This is a genomic window from Maribacter halichondriae (assembly GCF_027474825.1).
GTDB lineage: Bacteria > Bacteroidota > Bacteroidia > Flavobacteriales > Flavobacteriaceae > Meishania > Meishania halichondriae.
Map to the genome: position 1 here is coordinate 3,268,983 of NZ_CP107030.1, position 25,673 is coordinate 3,294,655.

Below are 25,673 nucleotides of genomic sequence, written 5' to 3' on the forward strand. Positions count from 1 at the left end.
CTGGAGTTTGGAATTTTTTTTAACATTTTTCTGGAATCATCTTTCCATCAAACCTTTCCTAAATAAGAATTCCAAACTCCTAGGCATATCCGCTTTGGAATTTGGAATTTTTTTATTGGAATTAATTAAGCCGAAGGCGTAATTACTGGTTCATCGTCATCAAGAACTCTTCGTTGTTCTTGGTCTGCTTGAAGCGTTGTTCTATGAATTCCATCGCCTCTACCGGGTTCATATCCGCCAAATACTTTCGCATGATCCACATACGTTGAATGGTGTTTTCATCCAATAAGAGATCATCTCGACGTGTACTTGAAGAAGTAAGGTCGATAGCAGGGAATATTCTTCGGTTACTGATCTTACGATCGAGTTGAAGCTCCATGTTACCGGTTCCTTTGAATTCCTCAAAGATTACCTCGTCCATTTTAGATCCCGTTTCCGTTAAAGCAGTTGCAATGATGGATAAAGACCCTCCATTTTCAATTTTACGTGCCGCACCGAAAAAACGTTTCGGCTTGTGCAGGGCATTTGCATCGACACCACCACTCAAAACTTTTCCAGAGGCTGGTTGAACGGTGTTGTAAGCCCTTGCCAATCGTGTAATCGAATCCAAGAGAATGACGACATCATGACCACATTCGACCAAACGTTTCGCTTTTTCGAGTACGATATTCGCCACGCGAACATGTTCCGTGGCCTCTTTGTCAAAAGTAGAGGCAACCACTTCGCCACGAACATTACGCTGCATGTCGGTAACTTCTTCAGGGCGTTCATCAATTAATAGGATAATTTGATATACTTCCGGGTGATTTGCCGCGATACCGTTGGCGATGTCTTTCAATAACATCGTCTTACCCGTTTTTGGCTGTGCTACGATCATACCACGTTGTCCTTTTCCGATAGGGGAGAACAGGTCGATGATCCGTGTCGATATGGTTGCCTGACGTTCGGCCAGATTGAATTTTTCTTGGGGAAACAATGGAGTCAAATGCTCAAAAGAAACCCGATCACGAACAATTTGCGGATCGATTCCATTGATTTTGTTCACCTTGATCAGCGGAAAATATTTTTCACCCTCTTTTGGTGGGCGTACATTGCCTAATACGGTATCTCCGGTCTTAAGTCCGAATAAACGGATCTGCGATTGTGATACATAAATATCATCGGGCGATGATAAATAGTTATAATCCGAAGAACGTAAGAAACCATAACCGTCTTGCATGATATCAAGAACGCCTTCACTTTCGATGATGCTGTCGAATTCGAATTCCGGTTCCTTATATCGGTTCTTTAGGTCTTTGTCAAAGTTGCTCTTGTCATGCGTGCTACGTTGGGTATGCTGTTTTTTGTTCTGATCGCTCCGCTGTGGCGAATTTTTTGGAACTCTTTTTTCTGCGGACGCGGATTTGGTCGAGAGGGTTTATTTTGCTCTCGGGCCTCCTGAGATTGTTCTTTTGACTCTTCTTTATTGGAATTGTCTTTCTTTTCCTCGGGTTTTTTATGCTCCACTTTGGCGCGTGGTCGCGGTTTTGGTCGATCTTCCTTCATCTCAGGTACTACTTCGGCGACCGCTTTGGGGTTCGCAGCCTGTAGGTCAAGAATTTGATAGACAAGGTCCAGTTTTTTTGGGTTTTGTACTTGGGCACGTTAAGGCCTTTAGCAATTTCCTGAAGCTCAGGCAGCTTTTTTGATTTTAAATCTGAAATCTCAAACATTAAGTAAGGTATAAATTATAGGTCTTTAGAAAATACAAGGAGTGTATAATTGAATTAAGGTAAACTATTAAGTGGATATTACTCGGGAAAGATTTCCCTTTCGGTAAGTGTTACAACTGATAACGCAACAATATTACAAATTATTTTCAAGAATAGGTGTATATTTTTTAAAAAGACATGTATTTTTGCCCTTCCGAATGCAATAAAGGCAATGATTCAACGAATTCAGACCATTTATCTCTTCATCGTGGCCATTTTAGGTGGTGTTCTACCCTTTTGGTTAAACCTATGGTCCGATGCTGATGGAATGGAATTTTTTGCCAAGAACGACCTCTTGATTTCAGGTGCGTTATACGTATCGGCTGCTTTGGCGCTTGTTGGCATTATGCTTTTTAAGAATAGAAAAAATCAATTTGTGGTGAACAGATTGAACATGATATTGAATCTTTTTTTACTGGGATTTTTCGTTTACCGATCGCTAAATTTATCCGGAGAGATTTCGGTCTCTGAGAAGGGTATTGGGATGCTGATTCCTGTATTTTCTATCGTTTTTTTGGTCCTTGCCAATAGGGCCATAAAGAAGGATGAAGATCTTGTAAAATCTGTGGATCGTTTACGTTGAACCAAACATCTTAGTAGTATTAGTGCGTAGAAAACCCCGGCAGAAGTGCCGGGGTTTTTGTTTGTATCGCTTTTTGTTGCTACTAGTCAGAGTTTATCTGAAGCGGATTGTTCTGCTCATGCAGATGGCCACTCGTTGCAAACGAACGGTAGCGGGGGATGCGATGCCCCACCCACTAATTTCTGTTCTTTTGACTTCTCATTGTTTCATTGTACCTCCAGTAAAACGGCTCCGGGTTCATTGAATAGATGACTCACGGAAATCTTTTCACCCTTGGTATACAGAACTCCTTTTTTGAGAACGGTAAGTCCGCCTTTCTTTACGGCATAGTGAACTGAATCAACCTTAGTTTCCGAATCGAAATCGACCGTCCAAAGTGCTGTTTCGCCTACTTTGTAAATTCCATTTGGCCGCTCTGGAGTAATGGTAACTTGGGCCGATATAAAACAAATACCTATAAAAAAAGATAGGAAGGAGTTTTTTAAACAGTTTTGCATGTTTTATACTTTAGGGTTGGTTTTGCGGTATAGACTATAAAGAACTGGACTAGGGCTTTTCATAGGAGGTTTTGTTAGGCAACGTACTTTAATCCGTTCCTCTATATTTTTTGTATCTAGCTTTTATTTCCTGTTCAACTCCAGTACTATCTCCAAATCCACTGATACTTTTAAAAGTTTCTTCATAATTTGAGTGTAATGAACCTTCGCAAGCAAGGTTGTGTATATTATCCTTAAAAATGAGGGTACCCATTTGATAAATATGAATCATAAGAACTGCAACTGGATAAGGCTCAATACTATTTTTTCGACGAACATAGTGGTATCCCATTTTTTGTTCATTGGGAAATCCATATTTTTCGTTGAAATCCTTAAAGTCCGTTAATATCCTTGTCGCTCCATCGATTAATTCCTTTAATGTCAATTCTATTTTGCGTTCCCTCCACTGGTGATATTTATCAATAAATTCATAATCTTCTTGTGAAATTACTAAGAAGCGATTCCGCATTTCTATATCAAAATGTTTTTTGCAATGTTCAGAGTAGTTTTGAAAGTCCGATTCAAATTTCTTATACCATTTCTTTTTTTGAATTTTGAAAAGTACCTCAATGGAATTCCACCTTTAGCTAGCTTTGCAGCTATATGTCCAGCCCATTGGTCGTCTTCTAGTTCGTTTGCGGTAAACAAAGCATAACTTAAATCGTGTCCTAGGGGAAATACTATTTTCTCAAATGCGAGTTTGAAATTCCTCCTCGCTTCCTTGAAATTCTCTTTTTTACAGTCATTTTTGGCTAAATCGGTCAAGCGAAAATATTCTAAATACTCACAATTTTGTCCTGACGAATTAAGTGTCAAAAACAGAAAGGTTAATATTGGTAGAACTTTTAGCATATGTTGTCTAACTTGTTTATATGTCAAATGTCTTCTCCACTTTATATTCTAAAATAGGTGGCTAAAAGCATGTTTTCTGATAGCATTTCAAATATAACGATTACCCACGCTTCCCCAACTCCACCACCTCCAAGTCCTTAATGTCCTCCCTATCGATAACAAAACGCAGCATGGTCCGAACCTGATGAAACCCATGTTTGCCACAGGCGCCAGGGTTCATGTGCAACACCCCTAGTTTTTTATCCCACATCACTTTTAAAATATGCGAGTGGCCACAGACAAACAATTTAGGCGGATTTTCTTGAATGGTCTTTCGCGTTCTGGGATTATATTTTGGCGGGTAACCCCCGATATGGGTCATATAGACATCGACTTTTTCGCAGGTAAAACGATTATCCAACGGAAACTCTTTTTGGATCACATGGTCATCGATATTGCCATAAACCGCCCGAACCGGTTTAATGGCGGATAGTACATCCGTAACCTCCAAGGAACCGATATCGCCGGCATGCCAGATTTCGTCTGCTTGACGGGCATATTTTAGAATGGCGTCGTCGATATGGGAGTGGGTATCCGATAGTAATAAAATCTTCTTCATTTACTCTTTTCAAGGTTTTGGGTAAGCCCTATGTACGGTCTAAATCAGCCATCCAAAATTCCAAAATCAAATTCCAAATTCCAAAAATGATCAAATTGGAATTTGGTGCTTGGTATTTGGAATTTCATTCCTTTAGCTCCAAAAGGATCAAGTATCTTTATCGCCGTAAAACTAAAGAATCCTCGTGAGATATTTCATCCAATTCTCCTACTTCGGAAAGCACTACCATGGTTGGCAAAACCAACCCAATGCCATTTCCGTGCAAGAGGTTTTGGAAGATGTAATGTCTAAACTTTTGGGCAACGCGGTTTCTTTAACCGGTGCCGGAAGAACCGATGCGGGAGTACATGCAAAACAAATGTTCGCCCATTTCGATACGGAAAAAATAGCAGACCTTACGGATTTGACCTACCGTCTGAATGCTTTTCTGCCCGATGATATTTCCGTACAGAAAATTTTTGAGGTAACCGATGAGGCCCATGCCCGTTTCGATGCCACGGAGCGCACGTATGAATATTGGATAACGCAAGTGAAGAATCCCTTTTTAAATGAAGCGGCCTACTTTGTAAAGCAACCCCTTGATTTTACAAAAATGAACGTCGCCGCCCAATTGCTTTTGCAACATCATGATTTTGAATGCTTTTCGAAATCGAATACCGATGTCAAGACGTATCGGTGCGAGCTGAAGAAAGCGGTTTGGGAAGAAAAAGACGGACTCTGGATCTTTACCGTTTCGGCTGATCGGTTTCTGAGAAACATGGTCCGGGCGATGGTAGGTACCTTGCTCGAAGTAGGGCAGGGGAAGTTGGAAGTTGTCGATGTTAAGACTATCCTAAAAAGTAAGGATAGGGCCCAAGCGGGTCCGTCAGTGCCTGCAAAAGGATTATATTTGACCCAGGTAAACTACCCTGAAAGTATTCGTAAAACACATGGATAAACAATCCGGTAACGCATTCGATACCAAGCTCTTCAATAGGTTGATGGCGCATACCAAGCCCTATCGACTTACTTTCTTTGGGGTCGCGTTGGCGGCGATACTATTGTCCGGTTTTGCGGTATTGACCCCCTTGATTCTTCGAGAAATTATCGATGATGCCATTAAAAGCAGTAATTCAGAGCGCTTGTTGTTTTTGACATGGGCCATGTTGGGGGTACTTATCGGCCAGGTCGTCAGTCAGTTGGGTTTCAATTATTACGCGAATTGGTTGGGAGAGTCGGTAATCAAGGATGTGCGTGTTAATTTATTCAAACACATGCTGGGCTTTCGCATGAAATATTTCGATAATTCTTCTTTGGGTGTTTTGGTCACACGCGCTGTTGCCGATATGCAGCGTATCGGAGAAATTTTCAGTCAAGGATTTTTTGTCATTGTAGCCGATTTATTAAAGATGGTAGTGGCGGCGGTGGTCATGCTGGTCATCAATTGGAAATTGGCCCTTTTGGTCTTTGCGGTACTTCCGGTTATCCTATATGCAACGCGGTTATTTCAGAAAGCGATGAAGGTGGCCTTTATTGAAGTGAGGGCACAGGTGGCCTTTTTGAATTCCTTTGTTCAGGAGCGTATCGTCGGCATGAAGATCGTTCAATTGTTTACCCGTGAGAAAATAGAAAGTGAAAAATTTAGGCAAATCAACGAAAAACATCAGAACGCTTGGTTGAAAACGGTCTGGTACAACTCGATTTTCTTTCCAATCGCGGAAATCGTTACCTCTATTGCCGTAGGATTGATCGTTTGGTACGGAGGTTTACAGAATGTGGCCAACCTGGAACGAGAAGATTTCGGGACCATCTTCGCCTTTATATTGCTTATCGATTTATTGTTTCGTCCCTTACGGCAGATTGCCGATAAGTTCAATACGTTGCAGATGGGCATGGTAGCGGCCAATCGCGTATTTAATATCCTCGATACGAACAGTAACATTCAAGATGTAGGTACAGTCGTAAAAGATGATGTTAGCGGAAATATCAAATTCTCTGAGGTGCGTTTCAGTTATGTGGAAGATGAGGAAGTATTACATGGAATTTCCTTTGATGTAAAGGCTGGGGAGACCATCGCCATTGTAGGGGCTACGGGAGCCGGAAAATCGACCATTATCAATTTGTTGAACCGCTTCTATGAAATAGATTCGGGAGTTATTTTAGTGGATGGAATCGATATCAAAGACTTTAAATTAACCTCGTTGCGTGCCCAAATAGCTGTCGTTTTACAGGATGTCTTTCTCTTCGCGGATACCGTTGCGAACAACATTTCATTGAAAGACCCTTCCATCACTTTGCAAACCATAAAACAAGCAGCCAAGCAAATCGGGGTCGATGAATTTATATCAAGCCTTCCAGAAGGCTATGAATACAATGTAAAGGAACGGGGCACTATGTTGTCAAGTGGGCAACGTCAGCTCATCGCTTTTCTAAGGGCCTATGTGAGCAACCCCAGTATTTTGGTGCTCGATGAGGCAACTTCATCCGTAGATACGTATTCAGAACGATTGATCCAACGCGCTACGGATAAAATTACCGAGGGACGTACTTCAATTATTATTGCGCACCGATTGCACACGGTCAAAAAAGCGGACAAAATTTTGGTCATGGATGCCGGAAAAATCGTGGAAACGGGCACCCATAAAGAATTACTCGAAAAGGGTGGATACTACAGCAATTTGTACGAGGCACAATTTTTGGCGGAAGAGGTTGCTTGATGCTTTTTTGTTACTACGATGGGGGTTTTGCCATTTCTTTTATTCCTTCTATTCCTCCTGTCAAATATGCAAATGCTAATAGTGCCAAAACAGCTAGAACATAGACTACAAAAAGGAAGATTAAAAACAAGAACGTTCTAAATAGAATAGATCCTATCGATAAATCGAATATTCGTTTTAAGCACCATGCCGTATATAGGATTACCAAGATTATAAAAACGTATGAAATAATGAAATAATTCACTCCCACGATTAGAAAAAGAACCATAAACGGAAATGAAGCGACAGTGGTTGCACCCATTAAATAGAAATAGATGATGGCATGCTCGGTCAAATTCAGTTTCTTGATCCCTATGAAGGTGATTTTAGATATAGCCGTGTAAATGGGTATAGAAAGAAGGGCAATTAGGGTCTGATTCTCTACTGTCGATTTAAAGCTCTGTTGGCCGAATTCCCCCATATCTCCATACAGCCAAGTCATACTGAGCTGGTCCAAAAAGAATTTTCCGATTAAAAAAATAGGATACCGGTAAAGGTCAGGGCGATGGCATAAAGACTTATTGGGTTTAGATATCGCTTTCTTTGCCCGTTGATATATCCTAAAATGACCTCCTTGGGCTTCGTAAAAAGATGCTTTATCGTTCTAAGGAATGTATTGTCAAGATTTAGATACTGCTCGGTAAATTCTGTCCACAGATTTCTTAAGTTTAGCCGATTTCGAATAATCTTGGCGCCACAAAAAGAACAGTAATCAGCTCTTTCAGCGAGGGTCGATTGACAATTTTTGCATTCCATGACTAAATCAGATCTTCTTTTATAATGGAAGTCAATTCCGCCAAATCCTCAAACAACATGAATTCCCCATTTTTAATATAAGAGATGTCGCCTGTCTCTTCGCTGACGACCAAGGCCAATGCATCGGTCTTTTCGGTAATGCCTACGGCGGCCCGATGGCGCAGCCCAAAACGCAACGGAATCTTACGTTCGTTGGTAATGGGAAGAATCACCCGTGTGGCAACGATTTGATTGTCCTTTATTACGGCCGCACCATCGTGCAATGGACTGTTCTTATAAAAGATACTTTCTAAAATGGGCAAGTTCACTTCAGCGTTCATAGTATCGCCCGATGATTTTACAAAATCGAGCGAATTGTTCCGCTCGATGACGATGATGGCACCGGTTCGTGTCGAGGCCATTTTTTCGCAGGCCCGAACAATGGCATCGACATTGTTATCCGTGGAGAGGCCTTCCTGCTTCAAGAATTTGAAATGTTTGATGAAATTACGCTTATTGGCGAAATTGGTCGAGCCGATCATCAAAAGAAACTTTCTTATTTCTTGTTGAAAAACGATAATTAAAGCAATAAGTCCGACTTGCATGAATCCACCGACCATGCTGCTGATCATCTTCATGTCGAGCAGTTCAGTAAGCTTCCAAAATCCCCAGACAATAACAATGCCTATAAAAATATTGATGGCGACCGAGCCTCGAACAAGTTTGTAGATGTAATAGAGTAGAACGGCGACCAAGATGATATCAATGATATCGGTAATCTTGAAATCAATAAAATTAAGAAAATCCAATCTGTGCCGTTTTTGTAAAATTAGAAAAAATAAGGCTATAAAAAATAGAACGTTGCATTATGGCAATTGATTGTATAGTTGAACACATTCCATTGCGGGGGCGACATCATGCACTCGAAGGATATTGGCACTTTTGCTCAATGCCAACATGTTCAAAGCGGTCGTGCCGTTCAGGGCCTGCTCGGGGGTCGAATCCAAGATTTTGTAAATCATTGATTTTCGGCTGAGTCCGGCCAGTATCGGCACCTTGAGTGTTTGAAACCAATCCATTCTTTGTAAAAGCTCATAATTCTGGGCTATGTTCTTTGCAAAACCGAAGCCCGGATCAACAATAATATCGTTGATTTTGTGGGCCCTTGCCTTGACCATTTGCTCGGAAAAGTAAAATAGAATGTCCTCCAACAAGCTATTGTACTCCGTTTGCTGCTGCATGTTTTGGGGAGTTCCCTTCATATGCATCATGATATAGGGCACCTTGAATTTTGAAACCGTTGTGAACATATTCTCGTCCAGTCTTCCAGCAGAAATGTCATTGACCATTGCGGCACCGATGTGCAAACATGCTTCGGCAACCCCGCTTCTAAAGGTGTCGATGGAAAGCAGTATTTCAGGAAACTCCTTCAATAGTATTTGAACAATGGGAAGCATACGTCTCAGTTCTTCCTCCTCAGAAATAGGTGCCGCTCCAGGTCTTGAGCTATAGGCCCCGACATCGACGAAAGTGGCTCCTTCCCGCAACATTTTTTCAACTTGGTCAAGTATACTTTTTTCATCCGAATATTTCCCTCCATCGTAGAAAGAATCGGGGGTTATGTTCAAAATGCCCATCACTTTTGGGGTGGTCAGGTCGATAAGGGTTCCTTTGCAGTTTAGGGTCATGCGATTTTTCGTGCCGTTACGATTGTATTTTGCTGGTCAAGTTTAAAGTCCGAACTTTGACCTTTCCAACTTTTTAGGCGAAATTTACGCAAATTAGGCTTTATTCATGAACGATACCTCAGGGCAATACGATACCATTATTCAAGAGTGCAGAAATCTTTTCGGGAAAAAGATGAAAGACTATGGTAGCGCATGGCGAATTCTTCGTCTTCCTTCATTGACCGATCAGATTTTTATCAAGGCACAGCGTATCAGGGGACTACAGGAAAATGAAGTCCAAAAAATCGATGAGGACGAACGTTCGGAATTTATCGGCATAATCAATTACTCGATTATGGCACTGATACAGTTGGAGAAAGGGGTCGTGGAACAACCCGATCTTTCTACCAAAAAGGCTTTGGAACTTTTTGATAAGCATAGTGCCCAGACCAAACGGCTTATGGAAGATAAGAACCATGATTACGGTGAGGCTTGGCGCGATATGCGGGTAAGCTCATTGACCGATCTTATTCTTCAAAAGTTGTTGCGTGTCAAGCAAATCGAGGATAATCAGGGAAAAACACTGGTCAGTGAGGGTATCGATGCCAATTATCAAGATATGGTGAATTACGCGGTGTTTGCATTGATTCATCTCAATGCAAATTCCAAGTACCAAGCACCAAATTCCAAATAGTTGGTTATGGAAAAACCGTATGATTTGGAAGAGAGAACATTCGAGTTTGCCAAAAATTGTAGGGTACTGGTAAAATCTTTAAAATCGACAATCGCCAATATTGAGGATGGAAGACAATTGGTACGCGCTTCCGGATCAATAGGAGCTAATTATATAGAAGCTAACGAGAAACTTGGGGACAAAGATTTGATTTTCCGACTCAAAATTTCTCGAAAAGAGGCAAAAGAATCAAGGCATTGGCTACGTTTGCTCAAAGCAAATAATCCGCCGAAGGAAGAAATAAACAATTTGATTCAAGAATCTGAAGAACTAAGAAAAATACTGTCTGCGATTATAAGTAAAGTCTAGTAGAAGCTTTTTTCTTTGGAATTTGGAATTTGGAATTTAGAATTTAATTGAGTTATGAAATATCTAGTAGGAATCAGCAGAATATTCGTAGGTATTCTATTTATCATAAGCGGATTGATAAAGTTGAACGACCCCATGGGCTTCTCCTTTAAATTAGAGGAGTATTTCAGCGCAGGTGTTTTGGACTTACCTTTTTTGGAGCCTTACGCGCTGGCGATTTCCATCTTTGTCGTCATTTTTGAAGTCCTTTTAGGAGTTATGTTATTAATAGGTTTCAAGGTGAAGTTCACGGTATGGAGCCTATTACTTATGATTGTCTTTTTCACCTTTCTTACCTTTTATTCCGCGTACTTTAATAAGGTGACCGATTGTGGTTGTTTTGGCGATGCCATAAAGCTCACACCTTGGGAATCATTTACCAAAGATGTAATACTACTTGTGCTCATTCTAATTTTGTTTGTGGGCCGAAAACATATTACCTCGATTTTAGGTCCTCGTATAAAACTACTTCTTTTTACGGTGGCCCTACTACTTAGCGGCGCCTATGCCTATTATGTGCTCAATCATCTTCCTGTAATCGATTTTAGGCCCTATAAAATGGGGGCAAATATAGAAGAGGGTATGAGCATCCCCGAAGGAGCGCCACAAGCGGTCTATGATTATGCGTGGCGTTTTAAAACAAATGATGGGGATAAAATTGTTGTTACACAAGGCGAGTACCCTGAAGTCGATGGAGAATTTATCGATGTCGAGACGACCGAGGTACAAGCAGGATATGAACCCCCGATACATGATTTTACCATCGAACAGAACGGTGAGGATTTTTCGGCTTCCCTTTTGCAAGAATCTAAACTGGTTATGGTTATTGCCTACGACCTACGAAAAAGCGACCCCATGTTTTCCGAGATAAAAAAAGTAACGGATTTTGCCATACAAAATCATTACAAGGTAATCGGAATGTCGGCTTCAGGGCCCGAAATAAGTGAAAAAATCGTTGCGCAATATAACCTGAACTTCGAATTCTATTTTACCGACGAAACGGCTTTGAAAACGATTATTCGTTCAAATCCGGGTGTGATGGTGCTGCATAGAGGTACGATCGAACAGAAAGTACATCACAACGACTTGGGCAAACTTGAATTTACCAATGACTATCCGCAGGCCTTGGATTTACAATTGAAGAAAAAACTGGACAGCATTATGGTGCTCGATCAGAAGTATAGGGCCAATCCATCGGCCGAAACCTGGCCCAAGCAAATTGAGATCGATAGTTCCAATCTAGAATTCGTTGAAAAGGCCATAGAAATGTATGGTTATCCGGGGAAAAGCTTGGTGGGGGAAAGTACACAAGAAGTAGCTTGGTATGTGATACAACATTCCGACAAGATAGACCAATATATTGATTTGATTGATAATGCCGCCAAAGAAAAAGAGCTTCCCTTTAAACGATATGCCATGATGCTCGATAGACATTTGGTGCGGCAGAACAAACCCCAGATTTATGGTACACAGGGCATGTCATATTTTATTGGTACTCCCGACGAAATATCCATAATATGGCCGCTTAAAAGTGTCGATTCTGTTGACGTCTTTAGGAAAGAAGCTGGTTTTGAAGATACCATGATGGAAAATGCCCAGCGGATGTTCGGTCCCGATTTTGAATTTAAAGAGATGAACGTTTCAGATGTGGAAGCACTTTTGAACAAAATGAATCAAAGTACAGAATAATATGAGAAGTAAAATAGTAGCCGGAAATTGGAAAATGAATAAAACGCTTTCAGAAACGGAAGTGTTGGTAACCGAACTTGCAGCAAAATTGCCAGATACCGATGCCGAGGTCATGGTGGCACCTACCTATGTGAATTTGGTAGGAGCCGTACGGTACCTTGAAGGTTCTGCCATTGAAGTAATCGCCCAGAATATGCACTTTGCCGAGAGCGGTGCGTATACTGGCGAAATATCGGCCGATATGTTATTGGGCATCGGTATCGAGACGGTAATTATAGGTCATTCTGAACGAAGGTCCATTTTTGGTGAGACCGATGAGATCTTGGCTAAAAAGGTTATAGCGGCATTAGAGAAAAACCTGAGGGTTATATTCTGTTTTGGGGAAGAATTGGAAGATCGTAAATCCGGCAATCATTTCAATATTGTCTCAGATCAATTAAAAGATGGTCTATTTAATCTAAAGCCAGAGGTTTGGTCTAAGGTCGTATTGGCTTATGAACCAGTTTGGGCCATCGGAACAGGAGAAACCGCGTCTCCTGAACAGGCACAAGAAATGCACACCTTTATCAGAAGAACGATTTCGAATGAGTATGATGATAGCATTGCCGAGAATGTTTCCATTTTATATGGTGGAAGTGTAAAGCCGAATAATGCCCAAGAGATTTTCTCCAAACCCGATGTTGATGGCGGACTCATTGGTGGTGCTTCTTTGAATGCAGATGATTTTATTGCGATTATTAAGGCCATTTGATTGTCCTTCCCGCGAAGGCGAGAATATTTCAATTGGAGTGGCAATTTTTTTTGAGTCTCTCAGAGAAGATTATTCTTATGTAAAAGGTCTTTTTTTTGTCGTCCTGACTTAGGGAATAGCTCTACACAATCGGTCTTAAATCGTAAAAAATGCCTAACACCACCTACATAGAATACAGTTTCAAAGTATACCCGCTCCAACCGGCATCCGATATTTTAATTGCCGAGCTGGGCGAATTCGGTTTTGAAAGTTTTGTAGAAAACGAAGAAGGCGTTCTGGCCTACATCCAGAAGAAAGATTGGAATGAGGGAATATTGGAAAACCTTCAAATTTTGGACAATTCGCGATTTCAGATCGAACACATCATTACAGAAATCGAGCAGGAAAATTGGAATGCCACTTGGGAAAGTAATTTTAATCCCATTCATGTGGGAGAACAATGCACCGTGCGGGCTCCGTTTCATAAAAATTCTAAAACAAAATACGATATTGTCATTGAGCCGAAAATGAGTTTCGGTACCGGACATCATGAAACGACCCACATGATGTTGGAACATATTTTGGAGCATGAGTTTGAAGGTAAATCGGTATTGGATATGGGAAGCGGTACGGGAGTATTGGCTATTTTAGCAGCGATGCGGGGTGCCAAGCCGGTTGACGCCATAGACATAGACCATTGGTGCTACCTTAATGCAAAAGAGAATGTGGGGCGCAACCATTATGCCCATATTAATGTTCTAGAAGGCGATTCCACCATGTTGGAGGGTAGAAAATATGATATTATTTTGGCAAACATCAATCGTAATATCTTACTTCACGACATTCCGACTTATGCAAATTGTCTTACAAAAAATGGCGTTCTTTTTCTAAGCGGATTCTATGAAAAAGATATTGAATTGATTTCCCAAAAGTGTCTCGAAGTAGGACTTAGGTTCGAAAAAAAACTTGAAAAGAATAATTGGGTTGCCGTAAAATATGTAATTTAGAGAGCGTAATGTTAGCTATTAATCCGAGAATGATGAGTACTAAAGAACAAATATCGGAAGAAGTACTGCTCGATGAAGAGACAGTCAAACAGAACGAAATCGTACTTTTTAACGATGAGGTCAATACCTTCGACCATGTTATCGAAACGTTGATGGCCGTTTGCGAACACACGCCCGAACAAGCGGAGCAATGTTCGCTAATTGTCCATTATAATGGGAAATGCACGGTCAAGACCGGCGAATACAAAGACTTGGAACCACGATGCACAGGACTTCTGCAGGCGGGTCTAAGCGCAGAGATTGTTTGACGCTAATGTGGCAGTTTGCTTTTGATAACTCCGTAGGTAAAGGTTCCCAAAATTGCCGCGGTGATAACGATCAACATGCTAAAGACTCCTGTGCCCAGTAATATGTACATCGGTCCCGGACACGCGCCGGCCAATGCCCATCCTAATCCAAAAATAGTTCCGCCCAGCATATAACGAACGAAACCTCTGTCTTTCGGCGGCAAGAAAATCTCTTTTCCCTCTACACTCTTTACCTTTAATTTTTTGAACAACCATAAGAACAAAATGCCCAGTCCGACTGCAGAGCCAATTATACCGTACATGTGAAAGGATTGGAATTTGAACATTTCGAAAATGCGGTACCAGGATACGGCTTCCGACTTTACTAAAACGATTCCGAAAAATATTCCGACGAGCAAGAATTTTAGAAACTTCATATTAAAAAATTAGGGGAGCAAAAAATGGGTCATAATCAATCCTCCGATAAAAAATCCGATCACAGCGATCAATGAAGGCAGTTGTAGATTACTAAGTCCAGTGATGGCATGGCCCGACGTACAGCCACCCGCATATCGCGTACCGAACCCAACAAGAAATCCGGCTATGACTAATATTGAAATTCCTTTGAAACTTAGAACGTTGTCCCAACTGTATATTTCCTGAGGTAACAAAGTGGCACCTACATTATCAAATCCGAGTGCAGTTAGGTCGGAAATTGTATCTGGACTCAACGCAATATTGGAACCATCGGACAGAAAGGTTACGGCAATGAACCCCCCTATAATTGCACCCAAAACCACTACCAGATTCCAACGATATGCCTTCCAATCGAAATTAAAAAAATCGGCATATTTTCCGCCACCGCCGATGGCACATAATGTTCTAAGGTTCGACGACATGCCAAAAGTCTTTCCGAAATAGACCAGAAGCAACATGACCAAGGCGATAAGTGGACCAGAAGTATACCAGGGCCAAGGTTGTAAAAGAAATTCCATAGGTATTAATTTGGCGCAAAGATAATTGGAATATTATTGAGTTGTCCAAATCATTGTTATCGTTAAAATAGAGTTAATTCATTTTGTATTGTTGATATATCAACTATATTTGTATCAATGAAAGAAGTTCAACCCATATCTCGATTAGAAAATGTACTTTTCTATATTTTAGAGAAGTCCATTAAGTCATACAGGCAATTTGCCCAACGTAACCTTAGCGATGTCAACGATGAGATTACCATTGACCAATGGCTAGTTCTTAAGACCATTCATGATTGCCCCAATATAACCCAAAGAGAAATCGCGGAAAAGATATTTAAGGACCATGCTTCAATTACAAGGATGATAGATTTACTTGTAAAAAAGGGATTTTTGGAAAGATCTGTCAATTCAGAAGATCGCCGGAGATTTGGTCTGGAGCTGACTCCAATAGGAAAAATCATTCAACAAGAATCGATTCCCGTGATTATGCAAAACAGGAAAAAAGCTTTGGAAGGGTTAAGTCAGGAAGAAATAGAGACACTTAAAAACTTACTACAAAAAATCACAATCAACTGCACGAATAATTTACATCAAAAAACGAAATAATCATGAAAACGTTACAAGTACTGTTGTTTATTCTATTGTCGTGTGGGATGGTCATACCATCCCACGCACAATACAATCCAGACGAAATCGAAGCTAATGAAAAAAGTCAACTGATCGATTCGATTACGAGCATTCTTGATGTGAGCTATGTTTTTCCCGAGGTTGCATTAAAAATGAACAAATTACTACGAAACAATTTAGCATCTGGGGCCTATAACAAAATTAAGGATCCTCAAAAATTTGCGGAGGTGCTCACAAAGGAGGTGCAATCCGTAAGTAATGATTTGCATTTACGGATTCAGTTCGATCCAGAAAGTATCGCTCGAAGGCGAAATGCTGCCCTATCTTCAGAGGATAGCATAGCTTTTGCCAAAAGTAGGCTACAAAGAAACAAGGCTAGGAATTATGGTTTTCAAGAGGTGCGCATACTCGACGGGAATATTGGCTACCTCAATTTGATCGGTTTTTCCAATGTGGATGAAGAGGCAGGAGCCACTGCCCAATCGGCAATGAACTTTCTTGGCAATGCCGACGCATTGATTATCGACCTTCGACAGAATGGGGGTGGTAGTCCGTCCATGATACAATTGATTACCAGTTATTTATATGGTCCTGAGCCGGTACATTTAAACAACTTTTATAATAGGCCACGAGACGAGCATACACAAACCTGGACCTTGCCTTATGTACCTGGTAAACGCAGGCCAGATATTGATGTCTATGTACTTACCAGTCAAAGTACTTTTTCTGCTGCGGAGGAGTTTAGTTACAATCTTCGAAATCTAGAGCGAGCTAACCTAATTGGTGAAACGACAGGAGGAGGAGCACACCCAGGGGGTACGCAGATTGTCACTAACAGATTTACCATATGGGTTCCAGAAGGTAGGGCAATCAACCCCATAACCAAAACTAACTGGGAAGGAGTTGGTGTGGAGCCACACATGAAAGTTTCGGCCAATGAGGCACTCGAAGTTGCCCAAATTACCGCTCTCGAAACTATTTTAAAGCGAAACAAAGACAAAGGAGAGGATACTTTTGGTATAGAATGGGCATTGGAAGGCTTAAAAGCGGCGAAAAACCAGGTGGCAATTGAGGAAGCAAAATTGAAATCCTATGCGGGAAATTATGGTCCACGTAAACTGACCTTTAAAAACGGTAAGCTCCATTATCAAAGAGAAGGCGACAACGAATACGTGTTAATCCCCATGACCGAGAAGAGATTCCTAATCGAGGAAATTCCATATTTCAGGATAGAGATGTTACAGGAAGATGGAAAGGTAGTGGCGATTCAGGGTAATTACAGCAATGGTAGAAGTGATAAAAGTTTAAGGAACGGACAATGAGATTTACTAACATTTCCTGACAAAGCTACACCCGATAGCTGGCGGGATTGAAAATCAAAAAACTGCACTTACAAATTAAAATAAACATGGTTTGATGTGCAGTTTTTCAATTTATTCGTGATTCTGACAAGATTACCTTCGGTTTTCTTTTAGTCTCCCAACCTTGCAATAAAAAGTCCGATGCTTGGGTAATCGTTTTTTCATTTTAGCCGACTCACAAAAGACTCGGGTCTTTTGACGTTCCCTAAAACGAAAAAAATCCATCCCAAAAAAGGGACGGACTTTTTGCTCTAAGTGATCCTGACAAGATTGCATATCTTGAATAGGCCCGCTACTGCAAATAAGAAACCACGCAGCCTAGGGGCTGCTAGTTCTTTGTTTTATTCCAAAGCTTCGAACGTTGTTCGGTTTTTCCATAAAACAAAGAACCACGTCCGAAAAGGGACGTGGTTTCTTGAGTGATGTGATCCTGACAAGATTCGAACTTGTAACCTTCTGATTCGTAGTCAGATGCGCTATCCAGTTGCGCCACAGGACCAATTTTAAATTCTTTAATTCCAGTCAATAAAATAGCTTCACCATAGAAAGCTGAACTGTTTATTTTTTGAAATTTTGACCATGTTCTAGGCCATTATTCTTTTCCTGAAACAGGGTTGCAAATATATTTCTTTTTAAATTTAACGACAAACTAACCACGTTCAAAATAATGGATTTAAAGAACTATATCCGCGACATTAGCGATTTTCCAAAAAAAGGTGTCGTTTTCAAAGATATAACCCCGCTGTTAAAAGACCCCATCGCTCTTAAATTTGCCACGGAGGCACTATTGCATTCCCTTGAAAACCGGCGTATAGACAAAGTAGTGGGTATCGAGAGCCGTGGGTTTTTCTTTGCTCCTATGCTGGCATCAGGTTTAAAAGCGGGTTTTGTGCCTGTTCGAAAGGCGGGTAAGTTGCCTTCCAAAACATTGGAAGAAGTTTATTCTTTGGAGTACGGTACCGATACGGTCGAAATACATTCCGATAGTATTGTCAAAGGGGAAAACGTCTTGATCCATGATGATGTGCTAGCGACCGGCGGTACGGCGAAAGCGGTGTGCAATCTGGTGGAAAAAATGGGCGGGAAAATAATTCAGTGTAATTTTTTAATCGAGCTCGACTTTTTGAAGGGAAGAGAAAAATTGAAGAAGTATGCCGTTAAATCGCTGATGCATTATTGACCCAAGGCATTTGTGGTCACGTAATATCGCCAACCAATAATGGCCATTTGAAGTTTTGATGCCTTTGATAGGTCCAATTGTTTTTTGCTATAGGAAGGGAGAATAGCCTTATTGACTTTTGCCAGGAATTTAAAAAAAGATTTTTTCATTCCATTTGATTTTACAAAGATGAAGATACTAAAAATAAAGGGCATCCAGACGGATGCCCTTTTCGAGTATATAGGCCTATATATGATTCAACTTATGCTAATATCATGATCAACGATAGTAACAGATAGAGTAACAACTTAGCAAGTGCAATCATAATACGGGGTTTTTAGGGTTAATAGTGCATTTTAATAATCGATTATCCAAATAAGATATATAAAATAAATAGTCACCTCAAAGCAATTTTAGTTAAATCAATGCAAGTGAATACAGTATTGTAAGTTAAAAAACCAGATATATTATAATTATTTTAATTTTTTCTACGTTATAGTTATAAAATGTAATATTATTTTAATAATACAATTACGATTTAAAATAATTGTAAGGCCGTTTTAGAGCTTTTTATATTTCTCAAGGGCCTTTTCATATCAAAAAATGGCTTTTTGGTGTTTTGGATCTTTTTTCAATAAAAAACCGGCTTTTTCAGGAGCCGGTTTTTGTGAAGGATTGGTATTCTAATTACTCTTTAATTATTCTTTTTTCTTCGTGGTAATTTCGACTACCCCGTTTTTTCCTTTCTTCCCATACTTTTCTTTTGCCTTTTCTCCTTTAAGTATATGTATCGATTCCATATCGGAGGGGTTTAAATATTTTACATCTTCTTTGTTTGATTCCTTTCCGTCAACAATATATAAGGGTTTACCACCATCGGTGTCGATGAAGAAAAATCCACTTCCTTTTTCTACCGCAATGATATCTTCATCGTCGTGGTCGGAATCCTTCAAAATGAACACATTGCTCTCACCATCACTTTTTAATTTTCTAATTCTCACATGCTTTTTGAGCATATCGGGCCCATCTTTCATTGCTTCATATTCTTTACGGGTTACTTCCTTGCCGTTGACCTTAATGATCTCTTTTCCGCTCTTCTCAATAATTTCTACGGTTCTATGGTCATCGTCATCATCTGAACTCACCCACACCGTATGGTCGCTGTCCTGATGAACATCTATATGCGTATTTTTTTCCATTTCCCATTGAAATCGAATTGGTATCGGGGTTATAGACGATATGAATCGGATCGATAGGTTGGTCGTCATTATTAAAACTAGAAGAACTTTTTGTTTGTGAACCGTTGTTTTCGGCTGCGAAATCTATGGAAATCGAGGTGATTTCATTTTTAGAATTATGGACTACGGTATACGAAAAATCAATTCCTTTATCAGCAAGGTCTTTTTTCAACTCTTTTAGTTCTTTGTCCGTCATGTTCTTATCGATGACGATTTTAATGGTCTTCTCCGGATTTTCATAGACCCAGGAAGTGTCGGATTCCGAATTTGTGGCAATATAAATCTCCTTGGTATTGAAGCTGACCAAAAATATTGCAAGCACGGGCAGTATCAGCAGTACTTTTAAAAGGTTCTTGTTGTTTGATTTTGATTTGTTTAACATGACTATTCGTTTTTTGATTAATGAATTGTAAAAGGTGTTAACTATTGATGTGCAATATTGATTTCCGGAGACTTTTAATAAAGTATATTGGTAATTGGAGAGCGATACAGATTCTTTTGTAGCAGCTTGATCGGCTAGAAACTCAAGGTTCTGTTTAACACATGTTCGGTATAACCAACTAAAGGGATTTACCCAAGTTAGTATAGTAATGAGATGAGCGAAAAGCACATCTGCCGAATGCCATTGTGAGCTGTGCACCACTTCATGCTTAATGATGGCCGACAATTCGCTTTCGGTGTATAGTGACGGATTGTAAAAAATGTATTTGAAAAAGGAAAAAGGCGCAATGTCCAAAGAAGTCTCCACATAGTAATAATCGCCAAATTTTCTAGGAATGTTGCCATCGACCATTCTAAAAAGTGATACCAACTGAATGATGAACTTTGTGCTGAAAACCATTACGCCGATACCATAGACAATGAAAAAAACCTGTGACCAGTCTATCGGTTTTGCCGAAACGGATGCAGCAAAAGTATTTGGGAAATTATTCATAAACATTGTAGTGCCAACCACAGATTCAATTTCTACATACCTCGTCACTTCGACACATGGCAATGCGATGGCAATTAGAATGCCTGAAAGTAAAAAGTAGCGGTTGAACTTGAAAAATGTCTCGTTCTTTAGAAATAAGAGGTATGTCCCACAGAATAGGGCCAGTATACAGGATACCTTTAAAATATAGGGTATGAATGCTTCCATTATTTTTTCTTTTCGATTAAATCGATAATTTCCTTTAGTTCCTCCACCGAAATTTTTTCCTCCTTGGCAAAGAATGAAACCATGCTTTTATACGAGTTATCAAAATATTCGGCCAATTTAGAATTCACAAAACGCTTGCGATATTCTTCAATGGTAACTTTAGGATAGTAGCGATGGGTATTGCCGAATGCCTCATAGTCGACATATTTTTTTTCCTCTAGGTTGCGTACTATGGTAGAAAGCGTATTATAATGGGGTTTTTGACCCTCGATTTCTTCCATTATTTCTTTCACGAACGCTTTTTTTAGACGCCACATTATAATCATTATCTCTTCCTCTTTGTTGGTCAATTTTTGCATCCCGCTTAATTTTTATCAAACATAGCATATCCCAAATCATCAAACAACTATTTTAATAGTTATTTAACTATAAATATAGTTTACATAAATCTTTGGATTTAGACCTGACGTTTGAAAATTAAATGGTTAGGTTATATTTGTTCAAAACCAATCGAATGCTGAACGTTCTTTTCATTGTTTTAGGCCTAGGTCTCTTGATCGCCGGTGGAAACTGGCTTCTTAAATCGGCCGTTGCGTTGTCGCTACGATTGAACATTCCCAAGATCGTTATCGGTATGACCGTAGTCTCTTTCGCAACTTCGGCACCTGAACTTATCGTGAGCATTCAAGCCGCATTGGATGGCTTTCCCGACCTTGCCCTGGGCAACGTAGTGGGCTCCAATATTGCCAATTTAGGCCTAGTGCTGGCCATCACCATTCTGTTAGGAAGCATAGATGTACGAAGAAGCTTTTACACGACCGACTGGCCTGTAATGATGCTGGCCTCTCTTTTATTTTTCGGATTTATTTATTTCGACGGTGAACTTCAGCAATATGAGGGGATTATCATGGTGATTGTACTATTTTTATTTCTGGTGTATTTGCTACGCTTTCAAAAAACTGCGGTCGTCGATGAATTACCGGAAGACGATATGCCTTTACCATTATATAAAACAGTTTTGTTTTTGGGCTTGGGCGGGACTGCACTTTGGGGCGGATCCGAACTATTGATCAAAGGAGCGGTCAACTTGGCGAATACTTTTGGGGTCAGCGACCGGGTAATCGGTATTACTGTTGTTTCCATTGGTACTAGCATACCTGAATTGGCCGCATCGGTCATTGCGGTCATAAAAAAAGAGAAAGCTATTTCTTTAGGAAACCTTATCGGCTCGAATATTTTTAATTTGTTGGCGGTTTTAGGGATAACCTCGATCATAACTCCGATCCGGGTCATGGACCAAGGGCTGTTGACCAACGATATCTTTTGGATGCTGGGTATTTCTTTCTTGATTCTTCCACTGGTTTTTCTACCAAAAGGGCTTCGCCTGGGGTGGCGAGATGGCATAGTTCTTGTGGCGGTTTATTTGACTTTTGTTTATTTTACCATAGGCTAACCAACACGCATGATATGCGAAATTTAACCTTTTGCATCTTTGTTTTATTCTTTCTTTTGGGTTCTGGTATACGTCTTCTTGCCCAAGAGAATGAATATTTATACGGTAGAGTTTTAGAGGAAGAAACGGGTGCCCCGGTTGTTTTTGCCTCGGTTCAAATCAAAGGGAGGACTAAAGGTGTTATTACCAACCAAGATGGCGGTTTTAGATTGCCTTTTGCACTGTTGTCTTCAGGCGAAAGCATTGACATATCCTCAATGGGCTATGAAAAAAAGACTGTCGCAATAAAAGACCTTTCTTTAGACGAAACCAATATTATTTATCTCTCTACAGGAGTGTTTTCATTGACAGAAACGGTAGTCACCGCCAAAAGAAAAGGAAGGCTTACCGCAAAACGAATTGTAAGTAATGCCATAGAGAACATTCCGAATAATTATCCCTCAGGTAATTTTACACTCAAAGGATATTACCGGGATTATCAACTGGATAGTCTAGCGTACGTAAACCTCAACGAAGCCCTTTTAGAAGTTTTCGATTCCGGTTTCGATGAAATAGACTCGACCAGCACCAAAACACGTCTTTACGAATATCTTCAGAACGAAAGTTTTAGAAGAGATACGATAGCCGATAATCCCTATAATTACAAAGAGCATCTTAAAACAATAGATAATGCCTATCTAAATGCCTATGGCGGTAATGAATTTGCCATTCTTCGTATTCACGATGCCATTCGCAATTATCGGATTAACAGTTACGATTTCGTCAATACTATGAAAGAAGGCGATATTCTGAAAAACCACTCTTTCAAGAGGCTGCCGGACACTTATTTGGAAGATGAACCACTCTATACGATTCAATTAAAAAAGGAGCATCCAAAGTATTCGGTAAGGGGAATTTTATATATCTCTCAAAATGATTTTGCCATTCATAAATTGGAATATGCGGTCTATGATGAAAAAAAGCGCAACACTGACGAAAAACTAAGGGATCAAGGCATTAAGGGCGAACTGATTTTTGAAGTTAGCACAGAATATAAACGCCTGGCGGATTATAAAATGTATCTTAACTATATTTCTTTGCACAATACGTTTCAACTTACCATACCACCTAAGTTTATAATTAAAGAAACATTAGTTTCGGCTCCCACAAATACGTTTATTATCACGCTCAATAATAAATTGGCAACTAAACCTGATGCCGAAAAAGCGATTGGTACGATTTTAAATACATGGGCGAAAAATTAAAGTTTAAAAGGATTGAAATTGTAGACGATACTTTGATTAATCTGCACCCATTTTTAAGAAAGAAGACCTTGAATATGATGCCTAAATTGGTAACCATGTTCCAAAAAGGACATAATGTTTATGAAGTATTAAAATTCAAAGTTACCGGACTGTTAGATTTAGATGGAAATTTATTGAACCAACCAACTTATAGAGAATTTGATCAATTCAGAGAATTTTTTGTCCAAGAGGTTAATCCGGGTGTGGTTGTACCTGCAGATGTATTATTTATGGATAAAAACAAACCTATATTCGAAGATCAACCTATCGAACGGCCGGATGATTTTGATAAGTATTGGATGAATACGCCATTGCCCCCGATTAAGGATTAGAGGTCAGATTGAGTTTACATATTATTTTTGATTTTACCTTTGGTTTTTCTCCCAAAAAGAGCTTCGTTTAGAGTGGCGAGATGGTATAGTTCTTGTGGCGGTTTATGTGGTATTTGTATATTTTACCATTACTTGAAACCAACAACAGAAAAATGGGAAAAAGAGCTATCACATACTTTGCTTTTTTCCTTTGGTTATTATTTGGCACTATTGTCTTTTCACAACAGCGCGAATTCATAACCGGGCGATTGTTGGATGCGACCACCAATGAACCAATTGTCTTCGCCAGCATTCGTATTAAAGATCAAGCATTAGGGGTCATCTCAAATGTAGACGGAAGTTTCAAGATTCCCATAAAATATAAGGCGTATGGTGATATTCTTGAAATATCCTCTATGGGTTATCAGAGCAAGGAATTTTTGATTCAAGAAATGTCAGAAAACACACTGCATATTCTAAAACTTGAACCGGCGGTCTTTGGGCTATCGGAAACCATTGTGACTGCGAAAAAGAAAAAAACTAAGTTATCGGCGCGACAAATTGTTAGAAAGGCCATAGCGGCGATACCACAAAATTACCCGACCGATCCATTTTCGACTATCGGATATTATCGTGACTATCAGTTCAATGAAAATAAGTATGTGAATTTGAACGAGGCGATTCTAGAAGTCTTCGATTATGGTTTTGATGAACCGGATTACAAAACCACACAAGTCAAAATTTTCGATTACATAGAGAATAAGGATTTTGAAGCGGATAACGGCGCTAGGCAGCAGTACAATTACCAAACTTCGCAAAAGGTTATTGACAATGCATATCTATCCGGGTATGGTGGAAATGAGTTTGTCATCTTGAGAGTACACGATGCAATACGAAACAGTAAGGTTAACAGCTATGATTTTGCAAACATCTTGGTAATCGATTTTATGAAAAATCACACCTTTTCAAAAGAGCCCATTACATTTTTGAACGACGAGGCACTCTATGTAATACGCTTCAATGCCCTAAAACCGGGCTATAGGGTTCATGGAACGATGTATATTTCGAAACGCGATTTTTCGATTCATAAGATGGAATATGCCCTCTACAACAATCGAAAATTAAACAAAAGCCAAAAACCAGACAAGAATGGTTTTGATAAGCAGCTTATTTTTGAAGTAACGACGGCATATGCGCGCAGGGACAATAAAATGTATCTCAATTTTATTTCTTTTAATAACAGTTTTAAGTTGTGGCAACCGCCCATATTTCAAGAAAAGTATATTGATATAGATGTAGAGAAAGGTCGTTTTATTGTTGAGTTTAGTCAGAAGGTTGATAAAGAAGATGGAAAAATTTTAAGTAATTATACCTTTAAATTCAAGGATAAAAAAATAGATTTCGAAAAAGTCGAAGTGGGTGATGAAAAAGTTTTCTTATACCCGAAACGAAAATACGCTACCCAAGCAGAGGAGGTAAGGACAATGTTTTTTCAAATCGATTCGGTTTGGAAAAAGAATAGTACAGAGACAGAAAAAATTGGGGAGCTCTTGGTGACCGACATAAAAAATATACATGATGTTAAGGGAAATTTATTAGGCGAATGGACTACAAATAATTACAATCAATTCCGCGAATTTTTTGTTCAAGAGGTAAAAACGAATACCGAAGCTCCTTTGAATTCAAGGTTTATGGACAAAAAGCGCCCCATTTTTAAAGACCAACCCATCGCACGGCAGGATAATTTTGATAAGTATTGGATGAATACGCCATTGCCTCCGATTAAGGATTAGAGGCAAAATTGAGTTAATATATTATTTTTGATTTGACCTTAGGTTTTCTCCCAAAGGGTCTTCGTTCGGGGTGGTGAGA

At 39.8% G+C, this 25,673-nt stretch carries 30 protein-coding genes, 1 tRNA gene and 1 pseudogene; 16 read left to right on the forward strand and 16 right to left on the reverse strand.

Annotated elements, in window-relative coordinates; all coding sequences use genetic code 11:
- Positions 1-142 precede the first annotated feature (142 nt).
- Positions 143-1,712, reverse strand: a pseudogene (rho, locus tag N8A86_RS15135) (transcription termination factor Rho).
- A gap of 211 nt (positions 1,713-1,923) precedes the next feature.
- On the opposite strand from rho, the gene N8A86_RS15140 reads away from it, so the two are divergent.
- Positions 1,924-2,334, forward strand: a complete 411-nt coding sequence (locus N8A86_RS15140; RefSeq protein WP_273566157.1) for a DUF4293 domain-containing protein — start codon at positions 1,924-1,926, stop codon at positions 2,332-2,334.
- A gap of 206 nt (positions 2,335-2,540) precedes the next feature.
- Here N8A86_RS15140 and N8A86_RS15145 read toward each other — a convergent pair whose 3' ends face one another.
- The 4 genes from N8A86_RS15145 to N8A86_RS15160 all read right to left on the reverse strand — a co-directional run bounded on the left by N8A86_RS15145 (position 2,541) and on the right by N8A86_RS15160 (position 4,320).
- Positions 2,541-2,831: a hypothetical protein gene (locus N8A86_RS15145; protein WP_273566158.1), complete on the reverse strand. Its 291-nt coding sequence runs from the start codon at positions 2,829-2,831 to the stop codon at positions 2,541-2,543.
- Between the two features lie 88 nt (positions 2,832-2,919).
- Positions 2,920-3,339, reverse strand: coding sequence for a hypothetical protein (locus N8A86_RS15150; protein WP_273566159.1), 420 nt, complete (start codon positions 3,337-3,339; stop codon positions 2,920-2,922).
- Positions 3,340-3,341: 2 nt separating this feature from the next.
- On the reverse strand, positions 3,342-3,635 hold the full coding sequence (locus tag N8A86_RS15155; RefSeq protein WP_273566160.1) for a hypothetical protein: 294 nt from the start codon (positions 3,633-3,635) through the stop codon (positions 3,342-3,344).
- 187 nt (positions 3,636-3,822) lie between these two features.
- A complete protein-coding gene (locus N8A86_RS15160; RefSeq protein WP_273566161.1) occupies positions 3,823-4,320 on the reverse strand; it encodes a metallophosphoesterase family protein in 498 nt (165 codons plus the stop codon).
- A 184-nt stretch (positions 4,321-4,504) separates the two neighbouring features.
- On the opposite strand from N8A86_RS15160, the gene truA reads away from it, so the two are divergent.
- Entirely contained in the window at positions 4,505-5,257 is a 753-nt protein-coding gene (truA, locus tag N8A86_RS15165; RefSeq protein ID WP_273566162.1) for a tRNA pseudouridine(38-40) synthase TruA, read from the forward strand.
- Positions 5,250-7,016, forward strand: a complete 1,767-nt coding sequence (locus N8A86_RS15170; RefSeq protein WP_273566163.1) for an ABC transporter ATP-binding protein — start codon at positions 5,250-5,252, stop codon at positions 7,014-7,016. Before truA ends, N8A86_RS15170 begins: the two co-directional genes overlap by 8 nt.
- 13 nt (positions 7,017-7,029) lie before the next feature.
- Here the strand turns inward: N8A86_RS15170 and N8A86_RS15175 are convergent, their stop codons facing one another.
- The 4 genes from N8A86_RS15175 to folP are packed head-to-tail and all read right to left on the reverse strand — an operon-like array spanning position 7,030 to position 9,478.
- A complete protein-coding gene (locus N8A86_RS15175; RefSeq protein WP_273566164.1) occupies positions 7,030-7,512 on the reverse strand; it encodes a hypothetical protein in 483 nt (160 codons plus the stop codon).
- Between the two features lie 14 nt (positions 7,513-7,526).
- On the reverse strand, positions 7,527-7,811 hold the full coding sequence (locus tag N8A86_RS15180; RefSeq protein ID WP_273566165.1) for a DUF3667 domain-containing protein: 285 nt from the start codon (positions 7,809-7,811) through the stop codon (positions 7,527-7,529).
- Between the two features lie 2 nt (positions 7,812-7,813).
- The gene (cdaA, locus tag N8A86_RS15185) at positions 7,814-8,599 is read right to left on the reverse strand and encodes a diadenylate cyclase CdaA (RefSeq protein ID WP_273566166.1); all 786 of its coding nucleotides are present in this window, start codon (positions 8,597-8,599) and stop codon (positions 7,814-7,816) included.
- 57 nt (positions 8,600-8,656) lie between these two features.
- Positions 8,657-9,478 (reverse strand): dihydropteroate synthase, encoded by an 822-nt coding sequence (gene folP, locus N8A86_RS15190; protein ID WP_273566167.1) that lies wholly within the window; start codon positions 9,476-9,478, stop codon positions 8,657-8,659.
- 106 nt (positions 9,479-9,584) lie between these two features.
- On the opposite strand from folP, the gene N8A86_RS15195 reads away from it, so the two are divergent.
- The 6 genes from N8A86_RS15195 to N8A86_RS15220 all read left to right on the forward strand — a co-directional run bounded on the left by N8A86_RS15195 (position 9,585) and on the right by N8A86_RS15220 (position 14,272).
- Positions 9,585-10,151 carry a DUF1599 domain-containing protein gene (locus N8A86_RS15195; RefSeq protein WP_273566168.1) on the forward strand — a complete coding sequence of 189 codons (567 nt, stop codon included), beginning with the start codon at positions 9,585-9,587 and terminating at the stop codon, positions 10,149-10,151.
- A gap of 6 nt (positions 10,152-10,157) precedes the next feature.
- Entirely contained in the window at positions 10,158-10,499 is a 342-nt protein-coding gene (locus N8A86_RS15200; RefSeq protein ID WP_273566169.1) for a four helix bundle protein, read from the forward strand.
- A 54-nt stretch (positions 10,500-10,553) separates the two neighbouring features.
- Positions 10,554-12,227, forward strand: a complete 1,674-nt coding sequence (locus N8A86_RS15205) for a BT_3928 family protein (protein ID WP_273566170.1) — start codon at positions 10,554-10,556, stop codon at positions 12,225-12,227.
- 1 nt (position 12,228) lies between these two features.
- Positions 12,229-12,978, forward strand: coding sequence for a triose-phosphate isomerase (tpiA, locus tag N8A86_RS15210; RefSeq protein WP_273566171.1), 750 nt, complete (start codon positions 12,229-12,231; stop codon positions 12,976-12,978).
- A 149-nt stretch (positions 12,979-13,127) separates the two neighbouring features.
- Positions 13,128-13,964, forward strand: coding sequence for a 50S ribosomal protein L11 methyltransferase (prmA, locus tag N8A86_RS15215; RefSeq protein ID WP_273566172.1), 837 nt, complete (start codon positions 13,128-13,130; stop codon positions 13,962-13,964).
- A 32-nt stretch (positions 13,965-13,996) separates the two neighbouring features.
- Positions 13,997-14,272, forward strand: coding sequence for an ATP-dependent Clp protease adaptor ClpS (locus N8A86_RS15220; protein WP_273569073.1), 276 nt, complete (start codon positions 13,997-13,999; stop codon positions 14,270-14,272).
- 2 nt (positions 14,273-14,274) lie between these two features.
- Here N8A86_RS15220 and N8A86_RS15225 read toward each other — a convergent pair whose 3' ends face one another.
- Complete coding sequence (locus tag N8A86_RS15225) at positions 14,275-14,688, reverse strand: DUF6691 family protein (protein WP_273566173.1); 414 nt, start codon at positions 14,686-14,688, stop codon at positions 14,275-14,277.
- A gap of 9 nt (positions 14,689-14,697) precedes the next feature.
- Positions 14,698-15,246 carry a YeeE/YedE family protein gene (locus N8A86_RS15230; protein ID WP_273566174.1) on the reverse strand — a complete coding sequence of 183 codons (549 nt, stop codon included), beginning with the start codon at positions 15,244-15,246 and terminating at the stop codon, positions 14,698-14,700.
- 117 nt (positions 15,247-15,363) lie between these two features.
- Here N8A86_RS15230 and N8A86_RS15235 point away from each other — a divergent pair, with 117 nt between their 5' ends.
- Both N8A86_RS15235 and N8A86_RS15240 read left to right on the forward strand, forming a co-directional pair.
- On the forward strand, positions 15,364-15,834 hold the full coding sequence (locus tag N8A86_RS15235; protein WP_273566175.1) for a MarR family winged helix-turn-helix transcriptional regulator: 471 nt from the start codon (positions 15,364-15,366) through the stop codon (positions 15,832-15,834).
- Between the two features lie 2 nt (positions 15,835-15,836).
- Entirely contained in the window at positions 15,837-17,177 is a 1,341-nt protein-coding gene (locus tag N8A86_RS15240; RefSeq protein WP_273566176.1) for a S41 family peptidase, read from the forward strand.
- Positions 17,178-17,641: 464 nt separating this feature from the next.
- Here N8A86_RS15240 and N8A86_RS15245 read toward each other — a convergent pair.
- A tRNA-Arg gene (locus N8A86_RS15245) sits at positions 17,642-17,715 on the reverse strand.
- A 168-nt stretch (positions 17,716-17,883) separates the two neighbouring features.
- Between N8A86_RS15245 and N8A86_RS15250 the strand changes: the two genes are divergently transcribed.
- On the forward strand, positions 17,884-18,396 hold the full coding sequence (locus N8A86_RS15250; RefSeq protein WP_273566177.1) for an adenine phosphoribosyltransferase: 513 nt from the start codon (positions 17,884-17,886) through the stop codon (positions 18,394-18,396).
- Here N8A86_RS15250 and N8A86_RS15255 read toward each other — a convergent pair.
- From N8A86_RS15255 to N8A86_RS15270, 4 genes are all read right to left on the reverse strand, one after another.
- Complete coding sequence (locus N8A86_RS15255; protein ID WP_273566178.1) at positions 18,390-18,545, reverse strand: SsrA-binding protein; 156 nt, start codon at positions 18,543-18,545, stop codon at positions 18,390-18,392. The two genes, N8A86_RS15250 and N8A86_RS15255, sit on opposite strands and share 7 nt — an antisense overlap.
- A gap of 528 nt (positions 18,546-19,073) precedes the next feature.
- Positions 19,074-19,574 carry a hypothetical protein gene (locus N8A86_RS15260; protein ID WP_273566179.1) on the reverse strand — a complete coding sequence of 167 codons (501 nt, stop codon included), beginning with the start codon at positions 19,572-19,574 and terminating at the stop codon, positions 19,074-19,076.
- A complete protein-coding gene (locus N8A86_RS15265) occupies positions 19,507-20,754 on the reverse strand; it encodes a M56 family metallopeptidase (RefSeq protein WP_273566180.1) in 1,248 nt (415 codons plus the stop codon). Before N8A86_RS15265 ends, N8A86_RS15260 begins: the two co-directional genes overlap by 68 nt.
- Entirely contained in the window at positions 20,754-21,113 is a 360-nt protein-coding gene (locus N8A86_RS15270) for a BlaI/MecI/CopY family transcriptional regulator (protein ID WP_273566181.1), read from the reverse strand. The genes N8A86_RS15265 and N8A86_RS15270 overlap by 1 nt, the downstream gene beginning before the upstream one ends.
- A 155-nt stretch (positions 21,114-21,268) precedes the next feature.
- On the opposite strand from N8A86_RS15270, the gene N8A86_RS15275 reads away from it, so the two are divergent.
- The 4 genes from N8A86_RS15275 to N8A86_RS15290 all read left to right on the forward strand — a co-directional run bounded on the left by N8A86_RS15275 (position 21,269) and on the right by N8A86_RS15290 (position 25,594).
- The gene (locus tag N8A86_RS15275) at positions 21,269-22,207 is read left to right on the forward strand and encodes a calcium/sodium antiporter (RefSeq protein WP_273566182.1); all 939 of its coding nucleotides are present in this window, start codon (positions 21,269-21,271) and stop codon (positions 22,205-22,207) included.
- A gap of 14 nt (positions 22,208-22,221) precedes the next feature.
- Complete coding sequence (locus N8A86_RS15280; RefSeq protein ID WP_273566183.1) at positions 22,222-23,451, forward strand: carboxypeptidase-like regulatory domain-containing protein; 1,230 nt, start codon at positions 22,222-22,224, stop codon at positions 23,449-23,451.
- Complete coding sequence (locus tag N8A86_RS15285) at positions 23,436-23,822, forward strand: hypothetical protein (RefSeq protein ID WP_273566184.1); 387 nt, start codon at positions 23,436-23,438, stop codon at positions 23,820-23,822. Before N8A86_RS15280 ends, N8A86_RS15285 begins: the two co-directional genes overlap by 16 nt.
- A gap of 152 nt (positions 23,823-23,974) precedes the next feature.
- Positions 23,975-25,594 (forward strand): carboxypeptidase-like regulatory domain-containing protein, encoded by a 1,620-nt coding sequence (locus N8A86_RS15290; protein WP_273566185.1) that lies wholly within the window; start codon positions 23,975-23,977, stop codon positions 25,592-25,594.
- Positions 25,595-25,673: the final 79 nt, after the last annotated feature.